The organism is Pedobacter paludis, assembly GCF_003173575.1.
In the GTDB taxonomy this organism is placed as follows: Bacteria; Bacteroidota; Bacteroidia; order Sphingobacteriales; family Sphingobacteriaceae; genus Pedobacter; species Pedobacter paludis.
This window is the reverse complement of record NZ_QGNY01000001.1, coordinates 680099-697798: the sequence shown is the minus strand read 5'-3', so window position 1 is coordinate 697798 and position 17700 is coordinate 680099. Positions and strand designations below refer to the sequence as shown.

Annotated in this window: 14 protein-coding genes; 5 read left to right on the top strand and 9 right to left on the bottom strand. The window is 35.4% G+C overall.

Annotated elements, in window-relative coordinates:
* Window positions 1–28: 28 nt before the first annotated feature.
* The 4 genes from DF947_RS02970 to DF947_RS02955 form a co-directional block, all read right to left on the bottom strand.
* A complete protein-coding gene (locus tag DF947_RS02970) occupies window positions 29–1627 on the bottom strand; it encodes a S8 family peptidase (protein ID WP_109928181.1) in 1599 nt (532 codons plus the stop codon).
* Window positions 1628–1799: 172 nt separating this feature from the next.
* Window positions 1800–2396, bottom strand: coding sequence for a DUF4142 domain-containing protein (locus DF947_RS02965; protein ID WP_109928180.1), 597 nt, complete (start codon window positions 2394–2396; stop codon window positions 1800–1802).
* Window positions 2397–2465: 69 nt separating this feature from the next.
* Window positions 2466–2912, bottom strand: a complete 447-nt coding sequence (locus DF947_RS02960) for a GNAT family N-acetyltransferase (protein WP_109928179.1) — start codon at window positions 2910–2912, stop codon at window positions 2466–2468.
* Window positions 2913–2979: 67 nt separating this feature from the next.
* Window positions 2980–3471, bottom strand: coding sequence for a YajQ family cyclic di-GMP-binding protein (locus DF947_RS02955; protein ID WP_109928178.1), 492 nt, complete (start codon window positions 3469–3471; stop codon window positions 2980–2982).
* A 76-nt stretch (window positions 3472–3547) separates the two neighbouring features.
* Here DF947_RS02955 and DF947_RS02950 point away from each other — a divergent pair, with 76 nt between their 5' ends.
* The 3 genes from DF947_RS02950 (at window position 3548) to DF947_RS02940 (ending at window position 7203) form a co-directional block, all read left to right on the top strand.
* Window positions 3548–4162: a hypothetical protein gene (locus DF947_RS02950; RefSeq protein WP_109928177.1), complete on the top strand. Its 615-nt coding sequence runs from the start codon at window positions 3548–3550 to the stop codon at window positions 4160–4162.
* A 100-nt stretch (window positions 4163–4262) separates the two neighbouring features.
* Entirely contained in the window at window positions 4263–6320 is a 2058-nt protein-coding gene (gene ppk1, locus DF947_RS02945) for a polyphosphate kinase 1 (RefSeq protein ID WP_109928176.1), read from the top strand.
* 1 nt (window position 6321) lies between these two features.
* A complete protein-coding gene (locus DF947_RS02940) occupies window positions 6322–7203 on the top strand; it encodes a Ppx/GppA phosphatase family protein (protein WP_109928175.1) in 882 nt (293 codons plus the stop codon).
* A gap of 235 nt (window positions 7204–7438) precedes the next feature.
* Here DF947_RS02940 and DF947_RS02935 read toward each other — a convergent pair whose 3' ends face one another.
* The 5 genes from DF947_RS02935 to DF947_RS02915 all read right to left on the bottom strand — a co-directional run bounded on the left by DF947_RS02935 (window position 7439) and on the right by DF947_RS02915 (window position 12472).
* Window positions 7439–7801, bottom strand: coding sequence for a DUF5655 domain-containing protein (locus tag DF947_RS02935; RefSeq protein ID WP_109928174.1), 363 nt, complete (start codon window positions 7799–7801; stop codon window positions 7439–7441).
* Between the two features lie 35 nt (window positions 7802–7836).
* Window positions 7837–8562 carry a 6-phosphogluconolactonase gene (gene pgl / locus DF947_RS02930; RefSeq protein WP_109928173.1) on the bottom strand — a complete coding sequence of 242 codons (726 nt, stop codon included), beginning with the start codon at window positions 8560–8562 and terminating at the stop codon, window positions 7837–7839.
* Window positions 8563–8667: 105 nt separating this feature from the next.
* Window positions 8668–10182: a glucose-6-phosphate dehydrogenase gene (zwf, locus tag DF947_RS02925; RefSeq protein WP_109928505.1), complete on the bottom strand. Its 1515-nt coding sequence runs from the start codon at window positions 10180–10182 to the stop codon at window positions 8668–8670.
* Between the two features lie 28 nt (window positions 10183–10210).
* Entirely contained in the window at window positions 10211–11626 is a 1416-nt protein-coding gene (gene gndA, locus DF947_RS02920) for an NADP-dependent phosphogluconate dehydrogenase (RefSeq protein ID WP_109928172.1), read from the bottom strand.
* Between the two features lie 87 nt (window positions 11627–11713).
* Window positions 11714–12472 (bottom strand): ROK family protein, encoded by a 759-nt coding sequence (locus tag DF947_RS02915; RefSeq protein ID WP_109928171.1) that lies wholly within the window; start codon window positions 12470–12472, stop codon window positions 11714–11716.
* 160 nt (window positions 12473–12632) lie between these two features.
* Between DF947_RS02915 and DF947_RS02910 the strand changes: the two genes are divergently transcribed.
* A complete protein-coding gene (locus DF947_RS02910) occupies window positions 12633–13856 on the top strand; it encodes a sterol desaturase family protein (protein WP_109928170.1) in 1224 nt (407 codons plus the stop codon).
* Between the two features lie 507 nt (window positions 13857–14363).
* Window positions 14364–17693, top strand: a complete 3330-nt coding sequence (locus DF947_RS02905; RefSeq protein WP_240615310.1) for a SusC/RagA family TonB-linked outer membrane protein — start codon at window positions 14364–14366, stop codon at window positions 17691–17693.
* The last annotated feature ends 7 nt before the right edge of the window (window positions 17694–17700 follow it).

The following is a 17700-nucleotide window of genomic DNA, read 5'->3' as shown; positions in this document are numbered from 1 at the left end:
GTTCGCTTTTTCTAGTCGAGTCTAAACTCTATTTCTTATAAGTTGCAGCTAATTTTAATGCGTTATAAGCATTAACTATTCCGCCGCTAACACATAAATCAGAGAAAGGAACAGAAACGCTTTGAGCATCTGGGCCTTCGCCTTTTTTGTATGAAACGTTATGGTTTACTTTCACAACTGATTTCATTATAATGTCTTTAACCTCAACAGCAGTTAATTTTGGATAGTAAGAACGAATTAACGCGGCTAAGCCAGCAACAACCGGTGATGCCATACTGGTTCCATTTTCTTCTTTATATTTAGAACCTGGAATGGTAGAATTAATGTTTACGCCCGGAGCAAAAACATCAACCTGAGTTTTACCAAAATTAGAGAAGCTAGCTTTAAGAGTTTCATCATCTTTCCATCCAGAAGCACCTACGGTAATCCAAGAACTTGCAACCGTACCATCCAAGTATTTACTGGTTGGAAAATTGTTTTCAATCTCTAAGTCCTTATTGTCATTACCTGCAGCGTGTACCAAAAGCACATCCTTAGAAACCGCATATTTAACAGCCTCATCTACAGTAGCTTTGTCCCAGCTATAAGCTTTACCAAAGCTCATGTTAATTACTTTTGCACCATTATCAACAGCATAACGAATTGCATTAGCAACATCCTTATCGCGTTCATCACCATTTGGAGTACAGCGAACACCCATAATAGCAACGTTATCGGCAACACCCATAATCCCTAATTTATTGGTTCTATCCGCACCGATAATTCCTGAAACGTGCGATCCATGTAGTGCATCTGGTCCAGCTACATCATTATTTCCATAAAATTTTTCCTTGCTATTGTTTGGATCATCTCCAACAATTCCACGAGGATCATAATCTACGTTTAAATTGTAATTAGCTTGCTGACCATAGTATTTTATACCTTCAAGAATCTGATCGTTATAAAACTCAGTGAAAGTCATGTCTTTTAAAGCGCCTGCCAAAGCATTTTGAATTCTGCCTTCAACCGGAGTTTCTGGCTTAAATTTCGCGAAATCGTCAGCAGTAGGAACATCTTTCCCAATTTTTTTCACCACGGCATCCAAAGCATTTTTAAATCCTGTTATACCGGATAAATTTGCCTTAGCTTCTCCAAGTTGCTGTTCTAAATCTGTTCTTTCTTTTTTAAATGCTTCAAAATCTTTCTTGTCTTTTTCGGACACATTTGCATCGGTTGTATTTGCAAATCTAACTTGATCACGACGAACCAAACGGGTTAATTCTAAAGTTTCATAATTGATAGATTCTTTGGCACCGCCTAAAAAATTCCATCCGTGGATGTCGTCGATATAGCCGTTTTTATCATCATCTTTACCATTGCCGGCAACTTCTTTTGTATTAACCCACATCACACGTTTTAAATCTTCGTGTTGAGCATCCACACCGCCATCATTTACTGCAACAATAACTTTCGTTGATTTTTTTCCTATTAAAAGTTCTTTATATGCTTTCTCAGTGCTAATTCCGAAAGTTGTATCTAACTTAAGATCAAGATTTTGCCAATTAGCTTTTTGTGCTGAAGCTGCGAAAGGTAAAGCACTAACCACTGCAATATTCAACAGGGTTTTAAAAATTCTACTCTTATTCATTTACGTATTTTTTGTATTTAACGTCGAAAGATAATTTTAATTTTTCGAATTATGGAAATTGTGTTAAAAATGATTGCGCAAGCCATTAGCATTTACATAAATCTGAAATATGTAAAAATCCCGAGCGTTTTGCACTCGGGATTTATAAACTTATGATTTTATCTAATATTTTTTACTTTAAATCTGAAGCAATTTTTTTTGCCATTTCGGTATGGCCCTCAATTACCTTTAAAGTATTGGTTGCCCAACTTTTAACCGCCTGATCTCTGTTTAAAGTTCCTTGCTTAAAAAGTTCGACAGTTTTTTCGTGATCCGAAACCATCATGCCGATATAATGTTTGTCAAATGCAGATCCGGTCATCTTTTTCATCTCATCTAAGTGAATTTGATCTTCCGCAGGCAACCCATCAGCAGTGATTACCTTTTTTTCTGTAGCAAGCGCTTTTAACTCGGTATTTGCTTTAGTATGATCAGTAAGCATCTGGCTTGCAAAATTTTTAACTTCTGCATTTTCTGCATTTTTTAGTGCAATTTTAGCAGCCTCAACTTCCATAATTCCACCAATTGCGGCCTTCTTTAAAAAAGTAGAACCTTCTTCATCTAAGCCACTTTGGGTACTCTCAGAACCGCCAACATGGTTTCCATTAACCATGTTTGTATCACCTTGAACACTATCCTTGGTTGTTGATGATTTTTTGTCTGCGCTCTGGCAGGCTTGAAATGTTAACGCACAGCTAAGTGCAAATCCTATATAAAATATCTTTTTCATGCTCTTTAGTTTTGATTTAGTTACAACACTATAGCAATCAAAAGGTTTTTTCAAGAAGTTAATTTGAGTTTAAGATGGGGTTTGATCGTAAATATTTTGTACAACTATACCCATCTGTCGTTCTGGATTTTGAAGTGCCGAGAAACCAAATTGTTCATATAAACCATGGGCATCCAAAGTGGCTAACTGATAACGTCTAAGCCCTTGAAGATCGGGATGAAAGATCATAAAAGCCATTAACTTTTTTGATAATCCCAAACCTCTAAATTCCTCTTCGATATAAACATCGCAAAGCCAGGCAAAGGTTGCTTTATCGGTAATCCAGCGGGCAAAACCAACTTGTTTATTGTCTTTATAAATTCCAAAACACAATGAGTTTTCAATCGAACGTTTTACGGTATCAAAAGGAATATTTTTTGCCCAATAAGATTCCTCACTCAGATATTGATGAATAGATTCTACCTGCAAAAGCTCTTTTTGATCCGAAAATATAAAACCGTTTTCTATTATTTCCATCTTATTTTTTAAAAATTGCCCAAATCGGTTAGTTTTTTAACTGACAATTGATCATAAACAATCTTAATTAATTTCGCATATTGATATATTGCAATGGCTGACCAAAATCTTCTGCTCTACAAACATTTATAACGGCCTGTAAATCATCAATCTTTTTTGCCGTTACACGTACCTGATCATCCATTATCGAAGGTTGTACCTTTAATCCACTCGCTTTAATTTTTGCAACTACTTTTTTTGCGGCATCTTTATCCAAACCTTCTTTAATTGTTATCTCCTTACGAATCATATTTCCTGAGGCAACGGTTTCTTTCCCAAAATCCAAACTTTTTGGGTCTAAATTTTGTTTCATCATCCGAGAGATTATAGAATCTGTAATCGCCTTTAAGCGCATATCATCTTCGGTAACGATGGTTACAACATTTGTTTTTTTGTCCAAATCGACGGTACTTTTCGAACCATTAAAATCGAAACGGTTTAAAATTTCCTTTTTGGCATTATTAATCGCATTATCAAGAGTTTGCGCATCAACTTTACTTACAATATCAAAAGAAGGCATGTTTTTAGCTTTAAAGTAAAAAAATAAGTAGATTTAAGAGAAATTAAATCGGCCTCACAAAAAAACGAAAAATAATATGAAAACCACTAAATCGAAGTCTTTAAAAAAGGTTACTAAGAAAGAAGTTAAGAAACAGTTAGAAGAATCTATAACCAATAAGTTTTTGGATGTAATTAAAAGTCTCGGTCATGATGTCTCCGATATTAGCGATGAAGTGGGAAGAGCGAGTAAACGAGTTGCTAAAAAACTGACAAAGAAATTTACGATGATTAAAGCCGATGTTGGTCAAAAAATTGATGAATTGGTTAAGTCTTCTAAGTCAGCAAGGAAGGAAGCTAAAAAACCTATTGTTAAAATTGCAAATAAGGCAGAAAAATCTGCACAGAAAGTTGTGAAAAAAGCTGTAGCTAAAGCTAAACCAGTAGTTCAAAGTATAAAAGTTAGTGCAATTGCTACCGAAGAAAAGGCAGAAAAAGCAATTTCAAAACCAACTACAGCAATTAAAAAAGTAGTTCCAAAGCCTATTGAAAAAGCTAAAAGTGCAGTAAGTGCAACACCAGCTAAAGCTACTCCTGTTAAAAAAGTTGCTGTAAAAGCTTCTTCAACTGTTGCAAAAGAAACGGCCACAAAGGCAACCGCTAAACCATCAGCAGCACCAAAAAAGGTTGTGAAACCAGCCGTAAAAAAATAAATTTGTTAACGTTAATAGGCATATGAATTAACATCAATTTAACAAATTAATGTGCAGTTTTGAGACATCCCTGTTTTGGCAGGGATTTTTATTTTTTTAGATGAGCAAGAAGAAGTTACCATTTTTTAATCGAGAGATAAGCTGGTTGTATTTTAATGAACGTGTGTTACAGGAAGCAGCCGATGAAACGGTTCCTCTTATCGAACGTATTAAGTTTCTCTCCATATTTTCATCAAACTTAGAAGAGTTTTATCGCGTTCGAGTAGCCACAATGTCTAGGCTTACTAATTTGAATGAAAAAGCAAAGGCATTACTTGGCTTTAATCCAAAAAAAATTCTAAACGAAATAAAAAATATCGTTGTTAAACAAGAACGTAAGTTCGATCAGCTTTTTCAGGCGACTTTAATTAATGAACTTGCTCAAAATCGAATCTTCATTTTAAATGATACCCAACTCAACGTAAGTCGTGGGGAGTTTGTTAAAAATCATTTTCGTGATAAAATTCTGTCCAACCTAGTTCCGATTATGTTGGATATGGATAAACCGTTTCCTGAGCTTAAAGATCGATTTCTATATTTTTTTGTAAAACTTTCTAAAACAGATAGTAAAATAAAAGAGAAGTATGCATTGATAGAAATGCCACCAAGCTTGCCCAGATTCCTGGTTCTGCCTGAAACAAACGATTTAAAATTTATCATTTTGGCCGAGGATATTATTCGTTATTGTTTGGATGATATATTTTATGTTTTTACTTACGATAATTTGGAAGCATATTCCATTCAGTTAACCAGAGATGCAGAACTTGATATAGATAAAAACATCAACGATAAATTTATCGAGGATTTAAAAACCAGTTTGGAAAAACGAAAAAAAGGTAAGCCCATGCGATTGCTTTATGATTCTGCAATGCCCTTAAACATGCTTACTGTTTTGGTTAACAAACTAAAGCTCGAAGCGGAAAGTCTGATCCCGGGAAATCGATATCATAAATTTGGCGATTTCATTGCATTTCCGAACGTTGGTAAAAAAGAGCTTGAGTACACCCCAAATGTGCCTTTAAAGGTTCACGGTTTGCATAGAACGGAGAGTGTTTTTGCTAAAATAGCGCAAAGGGATTATTTGATTAATTTGCCTTATCAATCTTACGATTACATTATTTTATTTCTTCGGGAGGCTGCGATAGATCCAAAGGTTACCGATATTCAAATCACGCTTTATCGCCTTGCGGAAAACTCGAAAGTGATAAATGCCCTAATTAATGCGGCCAAAAATGGCAAAAATGTTTCTGTTTTATTAGAGCTAAAAGCCCGATTTGATGAGCAGGCAAATATTTTTTGGACAACCCGTTTGATGGAAGAGGGCGTAAAGGTAAATTATGGGTTAACAGATTATAAGGTGCACTCAAAAATATGTTTGGTTAAAAGAATTGAAAAAGATAAGCCTGTTTATTATGCCAATTTAGCTACCGGAAACTTTAACGAGAAAACCGCAGGCCTATACTGCGATCATAGTATTTTTACTGCTAAAAAAGAAATCACCAACGATTTGGTAAAGCTTTTTGATGCCTTGAGCAAAAGAACAGTTACCAAAGGATTTAAGCACCTGATTGTTTCGCCTTTAGAAAGTAGATCTAAGTTGGTGAATTTCATCAATCGGGAAATTAGAAATGCCAAAGCTGGAAAAATAGCTTATATCTTATTAAAGGTAAATAGTTTGGCCGATGAAGGAATTATTTCGAAACTTTATGAGGCGAGTAATGCTGGTGTTAAGGTTCAATTAATTATTAGAGGAATTTGTTGCCTCGTACCTGGCGTTAAAGGTTTTAGCGAAAATATTACTGCAATTAGCATAATCGATAAGTTTTTGGAGCATGCCCGGGTTTACATCTTTAGTAACAATGGCAAAAACGATATGTACCTTTCCTCGGCTGATTTAATGAGTAGAAATTTCGAACATCGGGTAGAAGTTGGTTTTCCTGTTCTAGACCCAGATGTTAAGCAGGAAATTCAAGATATTATCGATCTTCAACTACAGGATAATACAAAATCCAGACAGATAAACGCATTAAACAACAACAAATACCATAAAAATAGATTAAGTAAAAAGATACGGGCACAAATCGATATTTATAACTATTTAAAAACCAAGCACCAATAGAATGTTAAGATACGCAGCTATAGATATCGGATCAAACGCGGTTAGATTGCTTATTGCAGATATTAGTAAACAAGACGGAAAATACAGATACAAAAAAAATACACTTATTCGTGTTCCGCTTCGTTTGGGCGATGATGCCTTTTTAGATCAACATATTTCGGCTAAGAAAGCTGGAGATTTGGTGAAAACAATGACTGCCTTCAAGAATTTAATGGATGTGTATCATGTTACCGAATATTTGGCCTGTGCAACTTCGGCCATGCGTGAGGCTAAAAACGGCAGTGAAATTGTAAAATTAATCAAAGCAGAAACAGATCTTGATCTTGAAATTATTGAAGGACAGCGTGAAGCAAACATCATTTACGCCAATCATATTGAAGAGGAGCTAGACGAAAATAAAACCTATTTGTATATTGATGTTGGTGGTGGAAGTACAGAACTTTCGGTTTTTGTAAAGGGTACTCCCGAAGCTTCGAGGTCATTTAATATCGGTACTATCAGGATGCTGGATAACCAGGATAAGGAAGAAACCTGGGAAGAAATGAAGACCTGGGTAAAGGACAATACCAAAAATTATAAAAATTTGGCCGGAATTGGGACTGGTGGAAATATTAATAAACTCTTCCGAATGTCTGATGAGAAGGATAATGCACCTTTATCTTTGCAAAAACTAAATTCGATGTATAACAAGTTGACGAGTTACTCATTGAAAGAAAGAATTCACAGTTTGGGATTAAATCCAGACCGTGCTGATGTTATTATTCCGGCTTGCGAGATTTATTTAACCTTAATGAAGTGGACAGGAATTAAACAGATTTTTGTACCTAAGGTTGGAATGGCTGATGGTATAATTAAATTGTTAATAGAAGAGAAACTGGATTAAAATTGATGATCCGTGGAGACACGTATCATGGCGTTGGTTTTTTTAATTAATGTAATTCAAATAACACCCCGGTCTACGACCACCCCTCTGGGAGATGGGAATTACAAATTGCCTAAAAAACTTTGAGGGAAAATTCCCCTCTTTTAGAGGGGTGCCTGCAAGGCGGGGTGTTCTTTTTGCGATAACTATCCAAAATGTAAGCCTTGGTTCATGTGTCCACGAATCGGAAAATCACCTAATCAACATCCTCTCCATCATGTGCCATTCTTAAAAAAGATTTAACCTCATCATTAAAATCGTCTTCCTGATAAATTCGTAAATGGTGATTGTACTGCGATGTTCCGGGAACTTGAGCAATCTTGGTGAAACATAAATTATCGGTGAAAGGCTTTGAAAATGGAATAACTATATGGATAAAATTCTTGCCTAATTGTGTAAGGTATGCGAATTTATGTTTTCCCTCTACTGCAATCATCGATTTTAATGGAATGAGATTTACTGTCCCGAACTGCTCCAGCGCATTAACAAAAAAACGGAATAAACCTAAGGTATATTCCGTTTTTCCATCTAAAAAATCTTTTAATCTTTTATCATTCATGATATTAATTGATTATCATAATTGATTGTTAGAAATTATGCTTCCAATAATTTGGTTGCGGCTTCATCAACAAACCAAGTCAATTTTCCATCAATTGGATCAATCAACTGCGAAGGGTAGGTGTCGAAATCTTTTACCTCATCGCCGATTACATGTTTAATGGCTTCAGCTTTGTTATCACCAAAAACTAAAAAAGCCACATTTTCTGCTTTATTAATTAACGGAGCAGTTAAACTAATTCGGTAAGTATTCAATTTTTCAACAAATACAGATGAAACCGTTGCTTCTTCATCTTTTACTAAAGTAGTGTGAGGGAAAATTGAAGCTGTGTGTGCATCATCGCCCATACCCAAAAGGATAAAATCAAAAACGATATCACTTCCGTTGAAGTGTTTATCTAATGCTTTTTTATATTCTATTGCCGCTTTTTCTGGGGCTAGGGTCGTATTAATATAAAAAATATGATCTGCAGCAGTTCCAAGTTCATCGAAAAGCGTTTTTTTCGCCATTAAACCGTTATAATTTTCATCATCAGCTGGAACATTGCGTTCATCGCCGAAAAAGAAATACACTTTTTCCCAATCAATTCTATGCTTGCACTCGGTAGAAAGTAATTTGTAAAGTGCTTTTGGAGAACTGCCTCCAGTAAGAACGAAATTGAATCGATCATTTTCCTCTATAGAAACTTCAGCAATCTTAATAATATAGTCTGCTAAATCCTGGTTTAATTCTTCTGGTGTTTTGTATATGAGTAGATTCATTTTTTATGGGTAACGCCATTGCGAGGTACAAAGCAACCTTACAACAGCCGCTATTTATATAACGCATTAAAGATTGCTTCCTGCCTCGCAATGACGAGTTAAGTATTATTCTTTATTCTTCAAAGGTAAATTAAACCAATGGAAGCCATCTCTTGCAATTAATGCCTCGGCCTCCTCAGGTCCCCAGCTATCAGCAGGATAATTAGGGAAATTAATTGATTTTTTGCTTTCCCAAGTATTTAAAATTGGCATAACCAATTCCCAGGCTGCTTCAACCTGATCGCCACGCATAAACAAGGTCTGATCGCCCATCATCGCATCAAGCAATAAGGTTTCGTAAGCTTCAGGGGTATCGCTGTCGTAAGTTCCTTTATAGTCAAAAACCATATCAACCGGATTTAAAACCATATCTAACCCAGGTCTTTTGGCCTGAACCTGCATGCGAATGCTCATTTCCGGCTGGATGCTGATTACCAATCTGTTTTGTTGCCAGTTTTCGGTTACACCAGATGAGAAAATTTGATGCGGAACATCTCTAAACTGAATCGTAATTAAAGATGAAGTTTGGTTTAAACGTTTTCCTGTTCTTAGATAGAACGGAATTCCCTGCCATCTCCAGTTATCAATATGGAATTTAACGGCTGCAAAAGTTTCTGTATTAGAATGTGGATCTACACCTTTTTCCTGACGGTAGCCTGGAACTTCTTTTCCTTCCACCCAGCCTTTACTATATTGGCCACGAACGGTATGGAAACGAATATCTTCTGCAGAAAAAGGACGCATTGCTTTTAAAACCTCAACCTTACGGTTTCTAATCTCATCTGCATCGAAATTAATTGGAGCTTCCATTCCGATTAAACAAAGCAATTGCAAAAGGTGATTCTGGATCATATCTCTTAAAGCTCCGGCACCTTCGTAATAGCCGCCACGATCTGCAACACCCAATTGTTCTGTAACCGAAATCTGAACATGATCAATGTAAGACCTATTCCATAACGGTTCAAAAAGTGCATTTGCAAAACGGAAGGCCATCATATTCTGCACCGTTTCCTTACCTAAATAATGATCGATTCGGTAGATCTGTTTTTCGGTAAATATGTTGCTTAATAATTTATTTAATTCTTTAGCCGAATCTAAATCATGACCAAAAGGTTTTTCGATTACAATTCTGCTGTTATCTTCATCTTGAGTAAGCTTATATTTTTGCAGACATTCTGCTATAATCGGGAAAAAGTTTGGTGCTACAGCCAAATAGAAAATAACCTGAGTTTCTGGACCATATTCCTTCTGATATTTTTCAACGCTTGCCTTTAAGTTTTCAAAAGTTTTAGGTTGAGCAAAATCTGTTGGGCAATAGCTAATGGTGCTTCCAAATTTATCCCATTTATCTTTCTTCACTTTTCCTGTACGAGAAAACTCATTAACAGCATCTTCTAATGCTTTATTATAACTGTCGTCTGTAAATTCTGTTCTGCCTGTACCAATAATTGCAAAATTATCTGGCATATAACCTTCAATAAAAAGATTGTACAATGCAGGAGCTAATTTTCTTTTGTTTAAATCACCTGTACCACCAAATATTACAAATATTGTGGGGTTTAACGCGGTTTTGGTTTTCATTTTATTTTGGATTCGTGTGTCAAATTTTTTAAGATAGTTTGTTCCAATCTGCATGGAAAACGCCATCTTGATCAATGCGTTCGAAAGTATGTGCACCAAAGAAATCTCTTTGCGCCTGAATTAAGTTTGAAGGCATTCTACCTGTTGTAATTGTATCGAAATAGGTAAGGGTAGAAGCAAAAGCCGGAATTCCAACACCCGCATTTACGCAAGCTGAAACTGTTTTACGTGTGCCGGTTAGTGTACCTTTAATAATTTCCTGAATACCTGCATCACCAAATAAGTGCTCTAAAGAATTATTTTTATCATAAGCCTGATAAATGTCTTCTAAAAACTTAGCTCTAATAATACAGCCACCTCGCCAAATTTTCGCGATTTCCTGCAATTGTAAATTATATTCATATTCTTTTGAAGCCTGCACCAATAAATGCATGCCTTGAGCATACGCACTGATCATAGAAAAATAGAATGCATTTTCCAACTCATCAATGCTTACATCAATTTTTGTATCTTTTTTGCCAAAAGCATTTTCTAACGATACCCTTAAAGCTTTAAATTTAGATAGATCTCTGTTTGAAACGGCTTCATTAATGGTTGGGATAGGCAACTGAAGTTCCATAGAAACTTCTGAAGTCCATTTTCCAGTTCCTTTAGAGCGTGCTTCATCTTTAATCTGATCAAGCAGATCGTTTTTGGTTTCTGTATCTTTAAACAAAAATATTTCGGCCGTAATTTCTAAAAGGAAAGATTGAAGTCTACCTTCGTTCCATTTTTTAAATACCTGGTATATTTCTTCATTGCTATAGCCAAGGCCATTTTTAAGAATGCCATAAACCTCGGCAATCAATTCCATAATAGCGTATTCGATGCCATTATGCACCATTTTAACAAAGTGGCCAGATGCGCCAGGGCCAATATACGTTACACAAGGATCGGTACCAACCTTTGCAGAAACGGCTTCAAAAATATCTTTTACAACATTATAAGCTTGTTTATCACCACCCGGCATCATGCTAGGACCAAAACGGGCACCTTCTTCGCCACCAGAAATACCCATTCCGAAGAAATGTAGTCCATCTTTTTCCAGTTCATCTACACGGCGGTTTGTATCTGTAAAATGTGAATTACCGCTATCAATTATAATATCGCCCTTACTTAAAAGAGGTTTTAATTCTGCAATAACGCTATCAACAATGGGACCGGCTGGAACTAATAAAATCAATGTACGTGGAGTAGATAAATGATTGATAAAGTTTTGAATATCATCAAAGCCTTCTAGCTGATGATCTTTACCTTCTTCTTCAAGTTTGGCAATCATCTTATGGTCTTTATCGTAGCCAGTTACAGAAAAGCCCTTATCAGCCATATTTAGTAATAGGTTTCGGCCCATTGTACCTAAACCAATCATTCCCAATTTATATTGTTTTGAATCGCTATTTGCCATTTTTTATTTTTTATTATGCACCCAAAATTAGGGTTTACAAATTAATATTGCAGATTATGATGTTAAATGATTGTAATAAAAAGTGTTTTACGATTTAGGCTCAACCGTAAAAATATTATACTTGTCAGCAAGTTTCCAAAGCTTGGCGCCTCCCTTAATTCCATCTCTATTGGTAACAAGCTTTATATTATCGTCGAGTTTAAAATCGATTTGTTTCGAATTGCCTCCGCCTATATATAATGTATCGTAATTAAAAACCGTTTTATAAATCTCGATAACTTTTCTCAATCGCTTATTCCATCTTTCAGTACCAATTTTCTCAAAGGCTTTGTTCCCAATGTAATCATCGTAATCCTCTTCCTTGTTTATAGGAAAATGCGCCAATTCCAAATGTGGAAGAAGTTCTCCATCAAAAAGCAAAGCCGTTCCGAAGCCGGTGCCAACAGTAAAAACGATTTCAAAGCCTTTGCCTTCAACAACGCCTAGCCCTTGTTGATCTGCATCGTTAACCAAGCGTACCGATTTATTTAAAGCATTTGCAACACGCTGTGCCAAATCAACATCTTCCCATTTATTTTTAGCCAAATTGGGAGCGGTTTTAACAATTCCATTTTTTACATAGCCAGGAAAGCCAATTGAAACACGATCGTAAGTAAGCGGAAAGGGTTTAATTAGGTCAACTATGCCTGTTAGTATATCTTTTGGAGTAGCTTCTGCAGGAGTTTTGCTTTTTAGATATTCGGTAAGCATATTTCCATTTTCATCTAAAAGAACTGTTTTAATGCTCGTACCGCCTATATCGATTGATAGAATGTTGGAATTGGTAGCTTTTTTTTTTGTAGCCATTGCTTTGTTTTTTTGTCAAACTGATTTTTACAAATTAATCAAAACAAAAAAGATTAAACGAATAGAAAATGAACTAATTTAAAATAATAAACTATTAAATCTATGTATTTAGTAGTTTATTCTTATGTTTGTGGTTTCTGAAACTTGAAATATATTATTTATGTCGAGCGTAAACTATCTTGCTTTTGCCATTCCAGCTTTTTTTCTTTTTGTGTTTATAGAGTTTAAAATTGCTCAACAAAAAAGAAAAGCTTCTGTTTTTAAGTACGAAAGTACTGTAGCAAATTTTAGCATCGGCATAGCAGAGCGGTTGCTAAACCTGTTTATCGCAGGAAGTTTTTATCAACTCTATAATTGGATTTATAAAAATTATTCCATTTTCGATATACCGAATAGGTGGTATATATGGATCTTGTTGCTACTGGCCACAGATTTGGTTTGGTACTGGTATCATCGGCTTGGGCACGAAATTAATTTCTTATGGGCTGCGCATATTGTGCACCATCAAAGTGAGGAGTTTAATTTATCTGCAGCCGCAAGAATAACAACTATTCAAGCAGTTTTCAGAAATGTGTTCTGGTGTTTGCTTCCCTTAATAGGTTTTCATCCAAATATGATCATTACTATTCTTCTGGTTCACGGTGCTTACTCATTTTTTACCCATACACAATTAATAGGCAAGCTAGGCTGGTTGGAGAATATTTTTATTACACCATCACTTCATGGTGTTCATCATGCATCAGATGATAAATATTTAGATAAAAATTATGGCGATGTTTTTGTTTTTTGGGATAAGATTTTTGGTACATTTCAAACTGAAGAAGAACCGCCTAAGTATGGTTTAACGCATCCAATTAAAAGTTACAGTTTCTTGTGGCAACATTTTCATTATTACTTGGAGATAGCTGAGGCTTATAAAAAAGCAAATGGCTTTAAGGGTAAGTGGAATGCAGTATTTGGTAGTCCGGCATTGATGGATCAAAACATTAGACCCGTTTTAGAGAAACGTTATTTTCAGAATGAGCAAAGAAAATCGGCTAAGTTTAAATTTAAAACCTATGCCAATACGCAGCTAATTTTACTCGTAGTCTTACTAACCACAACCACACTCTTCTTTAATTATTTTAAGCTTATCGATGGTATTTTTATACTTGGCTTTGCGTTGCTAACGCTTATTAATATTGGTGCCTTACTCGAGCAAAGGAGGTGGATTTATTACCTGGAATGTTTTAGATTGATCTTAGTTTTAGCTTTCGTTTTTTTTAAATTTGATCACACAGAATTATCTATTATACCGATTATCTGCCTAATTATTCTAGAGAGAACAATTTCTTTAAGTAAAATTTACATGAAATATGTGGTATATCAAGTAAAAACAAGGTAACCATGTTTCTTTATCTTTCGATATTTCAATACACAAAAATGTTACAGAGTGAAGTTTAATTTTGTTTAAAAAACTTAAATTTTGTTTAATTATATTTTTAGTAATAAAAATGTTACTATCTGTTTTGAAACTTGATTCTCTTTTTCCATAATTTTTAAATCTTCATTTAAATATCTTTAATGATGGTTTTTAATCCTGTTCTGTATTTTAATACTTACATCTAGTATAGGTTGAATTCTATTAAATAATTTTTGGCAATTGTGAAATAGAAAATATTTTTTTTGAAATCCGTAATTTGTTTTTAGTTTCGATTTGTTTTACTAATTTTAATTAACGAAACCATTAAAAATGGTAAATCAAACAATTCGTAATTTTATGAGCGTTCATTCCGCTTTTTTAACAGTGGCTTAATATAAATTTAATGTTGACCCCATTACTTTGCCACTAATCCGAAAGACGAAATAAACGAAAATTACTAATTATTTAAACCTAATAACCGGATATAATATGAACAAACTTTTTACTCAAACAGTTTCTGTGCTTCGGCATGGAACAAACATTGGGTATGCTCTCCCGAAGCATCCTCAGGAAGATGAGAAGAGATCGTTTTTAACGATGCCATCCCTTTCATTTTATTTCAAAATCTTCATACTTAGCATTTTCTTACAGGTAAATTTAGCTGCTGATGTTTTGGCTCAGCAACCTGCTGCACAAAATGTAATAATCAAGGGAAAAATACTTGATGATGAAGATGGATTACCATTAATCGGAACTACGATTAGTGATAATACAAAACGTGTATTAGGTGTTACAAATGAAAATGGAGATTTCTCGGTTTCTATTGCAAAAGGTGGAACAATATCTTTTAACATGGTTGGTTATACACCAGTAACAAGAGCATTTTCAGCAAATCAGAATGGTGTTACCATCAGACTTAGATCTTCTAATAGCCAATTAAACGAGGTAGTTGTTACGGCTTTGGGCATTAAGAGAGAAGAAAAGGCACTTGGTTATGCAGTAACAAAAATTGATAGCACACAATTAACAGATGCGGTTTCTACCAACTGGACCGACGCACTATCGGGAAAGGTTGCCGGTTTAAATTTAGTTCGATCGAATAGTGGTCCTGCCGGATCAATTAAGATTATTTTACGTGGAGAAAACAACCTAACCGGCGATAACGAAGCTTTGATTGTGGTTGATGGAGTAGTAATTAATAATAGTGGAGGTAGACGTACTGCAAACGGATCGGATGCTGTTTATGGAACAGGTAGCGACAACATGCCTGCGGATTATGGAAGCACAACAAATGACATTAATCCAGAAGATATTGAAAGTGTAACCGTTTTGAAAGGCCCGGGTGCTGCTGCATTGTACGGTCAAAGAGGTGCTAATGGTGCAATTTTGATCACCACAAAATCTGGAAATTCTAAAAGAAAGAAAGTCGGAATCAAATTCACATCTAACGGATCTTTTGAAGAAGTTAACCGCTGGCCAGATTTACAATACGAATATGGCCAAGGTTTAGATGGAGCTTCATACTATTCTTATGGTGCCTCAGCAGATGGTGCAAGTACAAGTGGTACAAGTTCTGCCTACGGACCTCGCTTTGATGGACAGATGTTCTTTCAATACGATCCTGTAACGCAAACCACAGGTAAGACAAGAACGCCTTGGGTACCTTATACAAATGAAATTAGAGACTTTTTTAGTACGGGAGAAAACCTAACAAATTCATTAAGTCTTGATGGAAAGATAGGAACAACTACAGCTCGCGTTTCGATAACCAACCAGAATAATACCTGGATTGTGCCTAAAACAGGAATTGAGCGTACAACAGCGTCGTTATCTACCACAACCGACATTACTAAAAAATTAAAGTTTTCTACCAAAATTAATTATGGTAACCGTTATAGCGATAACTTACCAGGTGCTGGTTATGGAAATCAATCTTTAATGTATTGGTATATTTTTTGGCAACCAAACGCAAGTTTAGATTGGATCAAAAACTACTGGGTAAATGGTCAAGAAAACAGACAAATCAAATATCCTTTTAGCTCATTCCCAGAAAACCCTTACGCGGTTGTTAATGAATTTATCAATAAAACAGGTAGAAATAACCTAACGGCAAACGCTCAGGTAAGTTATCAAATCTTAAAGAACCTAAGTATCCAGTTGCGTTCGAGTATCGATTTGGCAGAAGAGAAGCGTGCACAAGAACGCCCTTACGATGCAGGAAGTAAACTAATTCAGGGTTCTGTTCGTAAACAGAATATTTATTCTCAAGAAACCAATAGCGATTTCTTAATTAGATACGATAAAAAAGTTGGCAAAGACTTTAATTTTAACCTATCTGCGGGTGGAAGTCAACTCAGAAATAAATACAATAAATCTGATCTGCGTGCTGATGGATTAAAAGTGCCTAACATATATGAATTAACCAATAATTTGTACCCACTGGTTTCTATTCCTGATACAAGCAGATATAGAATCAACAGCTTATATGGTATATTATCGACCAGTTATAAAAACTATTTATATGTTGATGTTACCGCTCGTAAAGATTGGAGTAGTGTTTTGGCTACGGTAACCAGAACTGATAATGTTGGGTTTTTCTATCCTTCAATTAGTGGAAGTTTTGTATTATCTGAATTCTGGAAATTGCCAAAGGCGATTAGTTTTGCGAAGATAAGAGCTTCGGTATCGCAAGTTGGTAGCGGAGGTACAACACCATACAGAACAGCTTATACTTATTCTTTAGCATCTAATGGAATTTATCCTGATAGTGCATTGCAAAACCCAACAATTTTACCAAACGAAAACTTAAAGCCACTAAAAACAACAACTTATGAAGTTGGTACAGAGGTTAGTTTGTTCAAAAACAGATTAGGTTTTGATGTTGCTGTTTATGCTGGTAACACTAAAAACCAAATTTTAACAAGAGTTGTAGATCGTTCATCTGGTTACAACCAAGCATTAATAAATGCCGGACAGGTAAATAACCTAGGCGTTGAGGTTGCTGTAAATGGAACACCGATTACGATTAAGAACGGATTTAAATGGACCGTAAATTTAACCTTTGCATCCAACCAGAATAAAATTAAAGCCTTAACAGATAGCTCTATTATTCTTAGAACGGGCCCTGTAGCCGGTGGGCAAATTGTTGCCAAAGTTGGTGGCAGCATGGGCGATTTGTACGGTAGAGGTTATGTTCGTGATCCTGATGGAAATGTTGTTTATGATGCCACAACAGGTTTTGCGAAAATTACAACCGATGTTGTTTATTTAGGTAATACCATGCCTAAGTACAAAGGAAGTATTGGCAATAATTTCAGTTACAGAAATTTTAGCTTAAACGTACTTTTTGACGCTCAACTTGGTGGGGTAGCACACTCTTTATTAAACTATAAATTGGTAGAGCAAGGTAAATTGGCTGTAACACTTCCTGGTCGCTACAATGGTATAATTGGTAACGGTGTAGTACAAAAAGCAGATGGAACTTATGTTCCAAACACAACTGTTGCATACGATATTGATGAATATTATCGCTCCCACATGGGTGCAGATAATGCAGAAGGAAGTACTTTTAGAACAGATTTTATTAAATTTAGAGAGGCTTCATTCAATTACAGATTCAATCCAAAGTTCCTTAAAAAATTAGGATTATCATCGGCATCATTCGGGGTTTATGGCCGTAACCTTTTCATCTGGTCACCTTGGCCAATGTTCGATCCAGAGTTTGGAACACTTGCAGGTTCCGATATTGTAACTGGATTTGAAGTTGGACAATTTCCATCAACCAGAACATACGGCTTCAATTTATCAATTGGCATATAATCTTTTA

What these genes read in the sequence shown, in the direction of transcription:
- DF947_RS02970 (WP_109928181.1), bottom strand. Translation starts at nt 1,627, where the DNA reads ATGAATAAGAGTAGAATTTTTAAAACCCTGTTGAATATTGCAGTGGTT.
- DF947_RS02965 (WP_109928180.1), bottom strand. Translation starts at nt 2,396, where the DNA reads ATGAAAAAGATATTTTATATAGGATTTGCACTTAGCTGTGCGTTAACA.
- DF947_RS02960 (WP_109928179.1), bottom strand. Translation starts at nt 2,912, where the DNA reads ATGGAAATAATAGAAAACGGTTTTATATTTTCGGATCAAAAAGAGCTT.
- DF947_RS02955 (WP_109928178.1), bottom strand. Translation starts at nt 3,471, where the DNA reads ATGCCTTCTTTTGATATTGTAAGTAAAGTTGATGCGCAAACTCTTGAT.
- DF947_RS02950 (WP_109928177.1), top strand. Translation starts at nt 3,548, where the DNA reads ATGAAAACCACTAAATCGAAGTCTTTAAAAAAGGTTACTAAGAAAGAA.
- ppk1 (WP_109928176.1), top strand. Translation starts at nt 4,263, where the DNA reads ATGAGCAAGAAGAAGTTACCATTTTTTAATCGAGAGATAAGCTGGTTG.
- DF947_RS02940 (WP_109928175.1), top strand. Translation starts at nt 6,322, where the DNA reads ATGTTAAGATACGCAGCTATAGATATCGGATCAAACGCGGTTAGATTG.
- DF947_RS02935 (WP_109928174.1), bottom strand. Translation starts at nt 7,801, where the DNA reads ATGAATGATAAAAGATTAAAAGATTTTTTAGATGGAAAAACGGAATAT.
- pgl (WP_109928173.1), bottom strand. Translation starts at nt 8,562, where the DNA reads ATGAATCTACTCATATACAAAACACCAGAAGAATTAAACCAGGATTTA.
- zwf (WP_109928505.1), bottom strand. Translation starts at nt 10,182, where the DNA reads ATGAAAACCAAAACCGCGTTAAACCCCACAATATTTGTAATATTTGGT.
- gndA (WP_109928172.1), bottom strand. Translation starts at nt 11,626, where the DNA reads ATGGCAAATAGCGATTCAAAACAATATAAATTGGGAATGATTGGTTTA.
- DF947_RS02915 (WP_109928171.1), bottom strand. Translation starts at nt 12,472, where the DNA reads ATGGCTACAAAAAAAAAAGCTACCAATTCCAACATTCTATCAATCGAT.
- DF947_RS02910 (WP_109928170.1), top strand. Translation starts at nt 12,633, where the DNA reads ATGTCGAGCGTAAACTATCTTGCTTTTGCCATTCCAGCTTTTTTTCTT.
- DF947_RS02905 (WP_240615310.1), top strand. Translation starts at nt 14,364, where the DNA reads ATGAACAAACTTTTTACTCAAACAGTTTCTGTGCTTCGGCATGGAACA.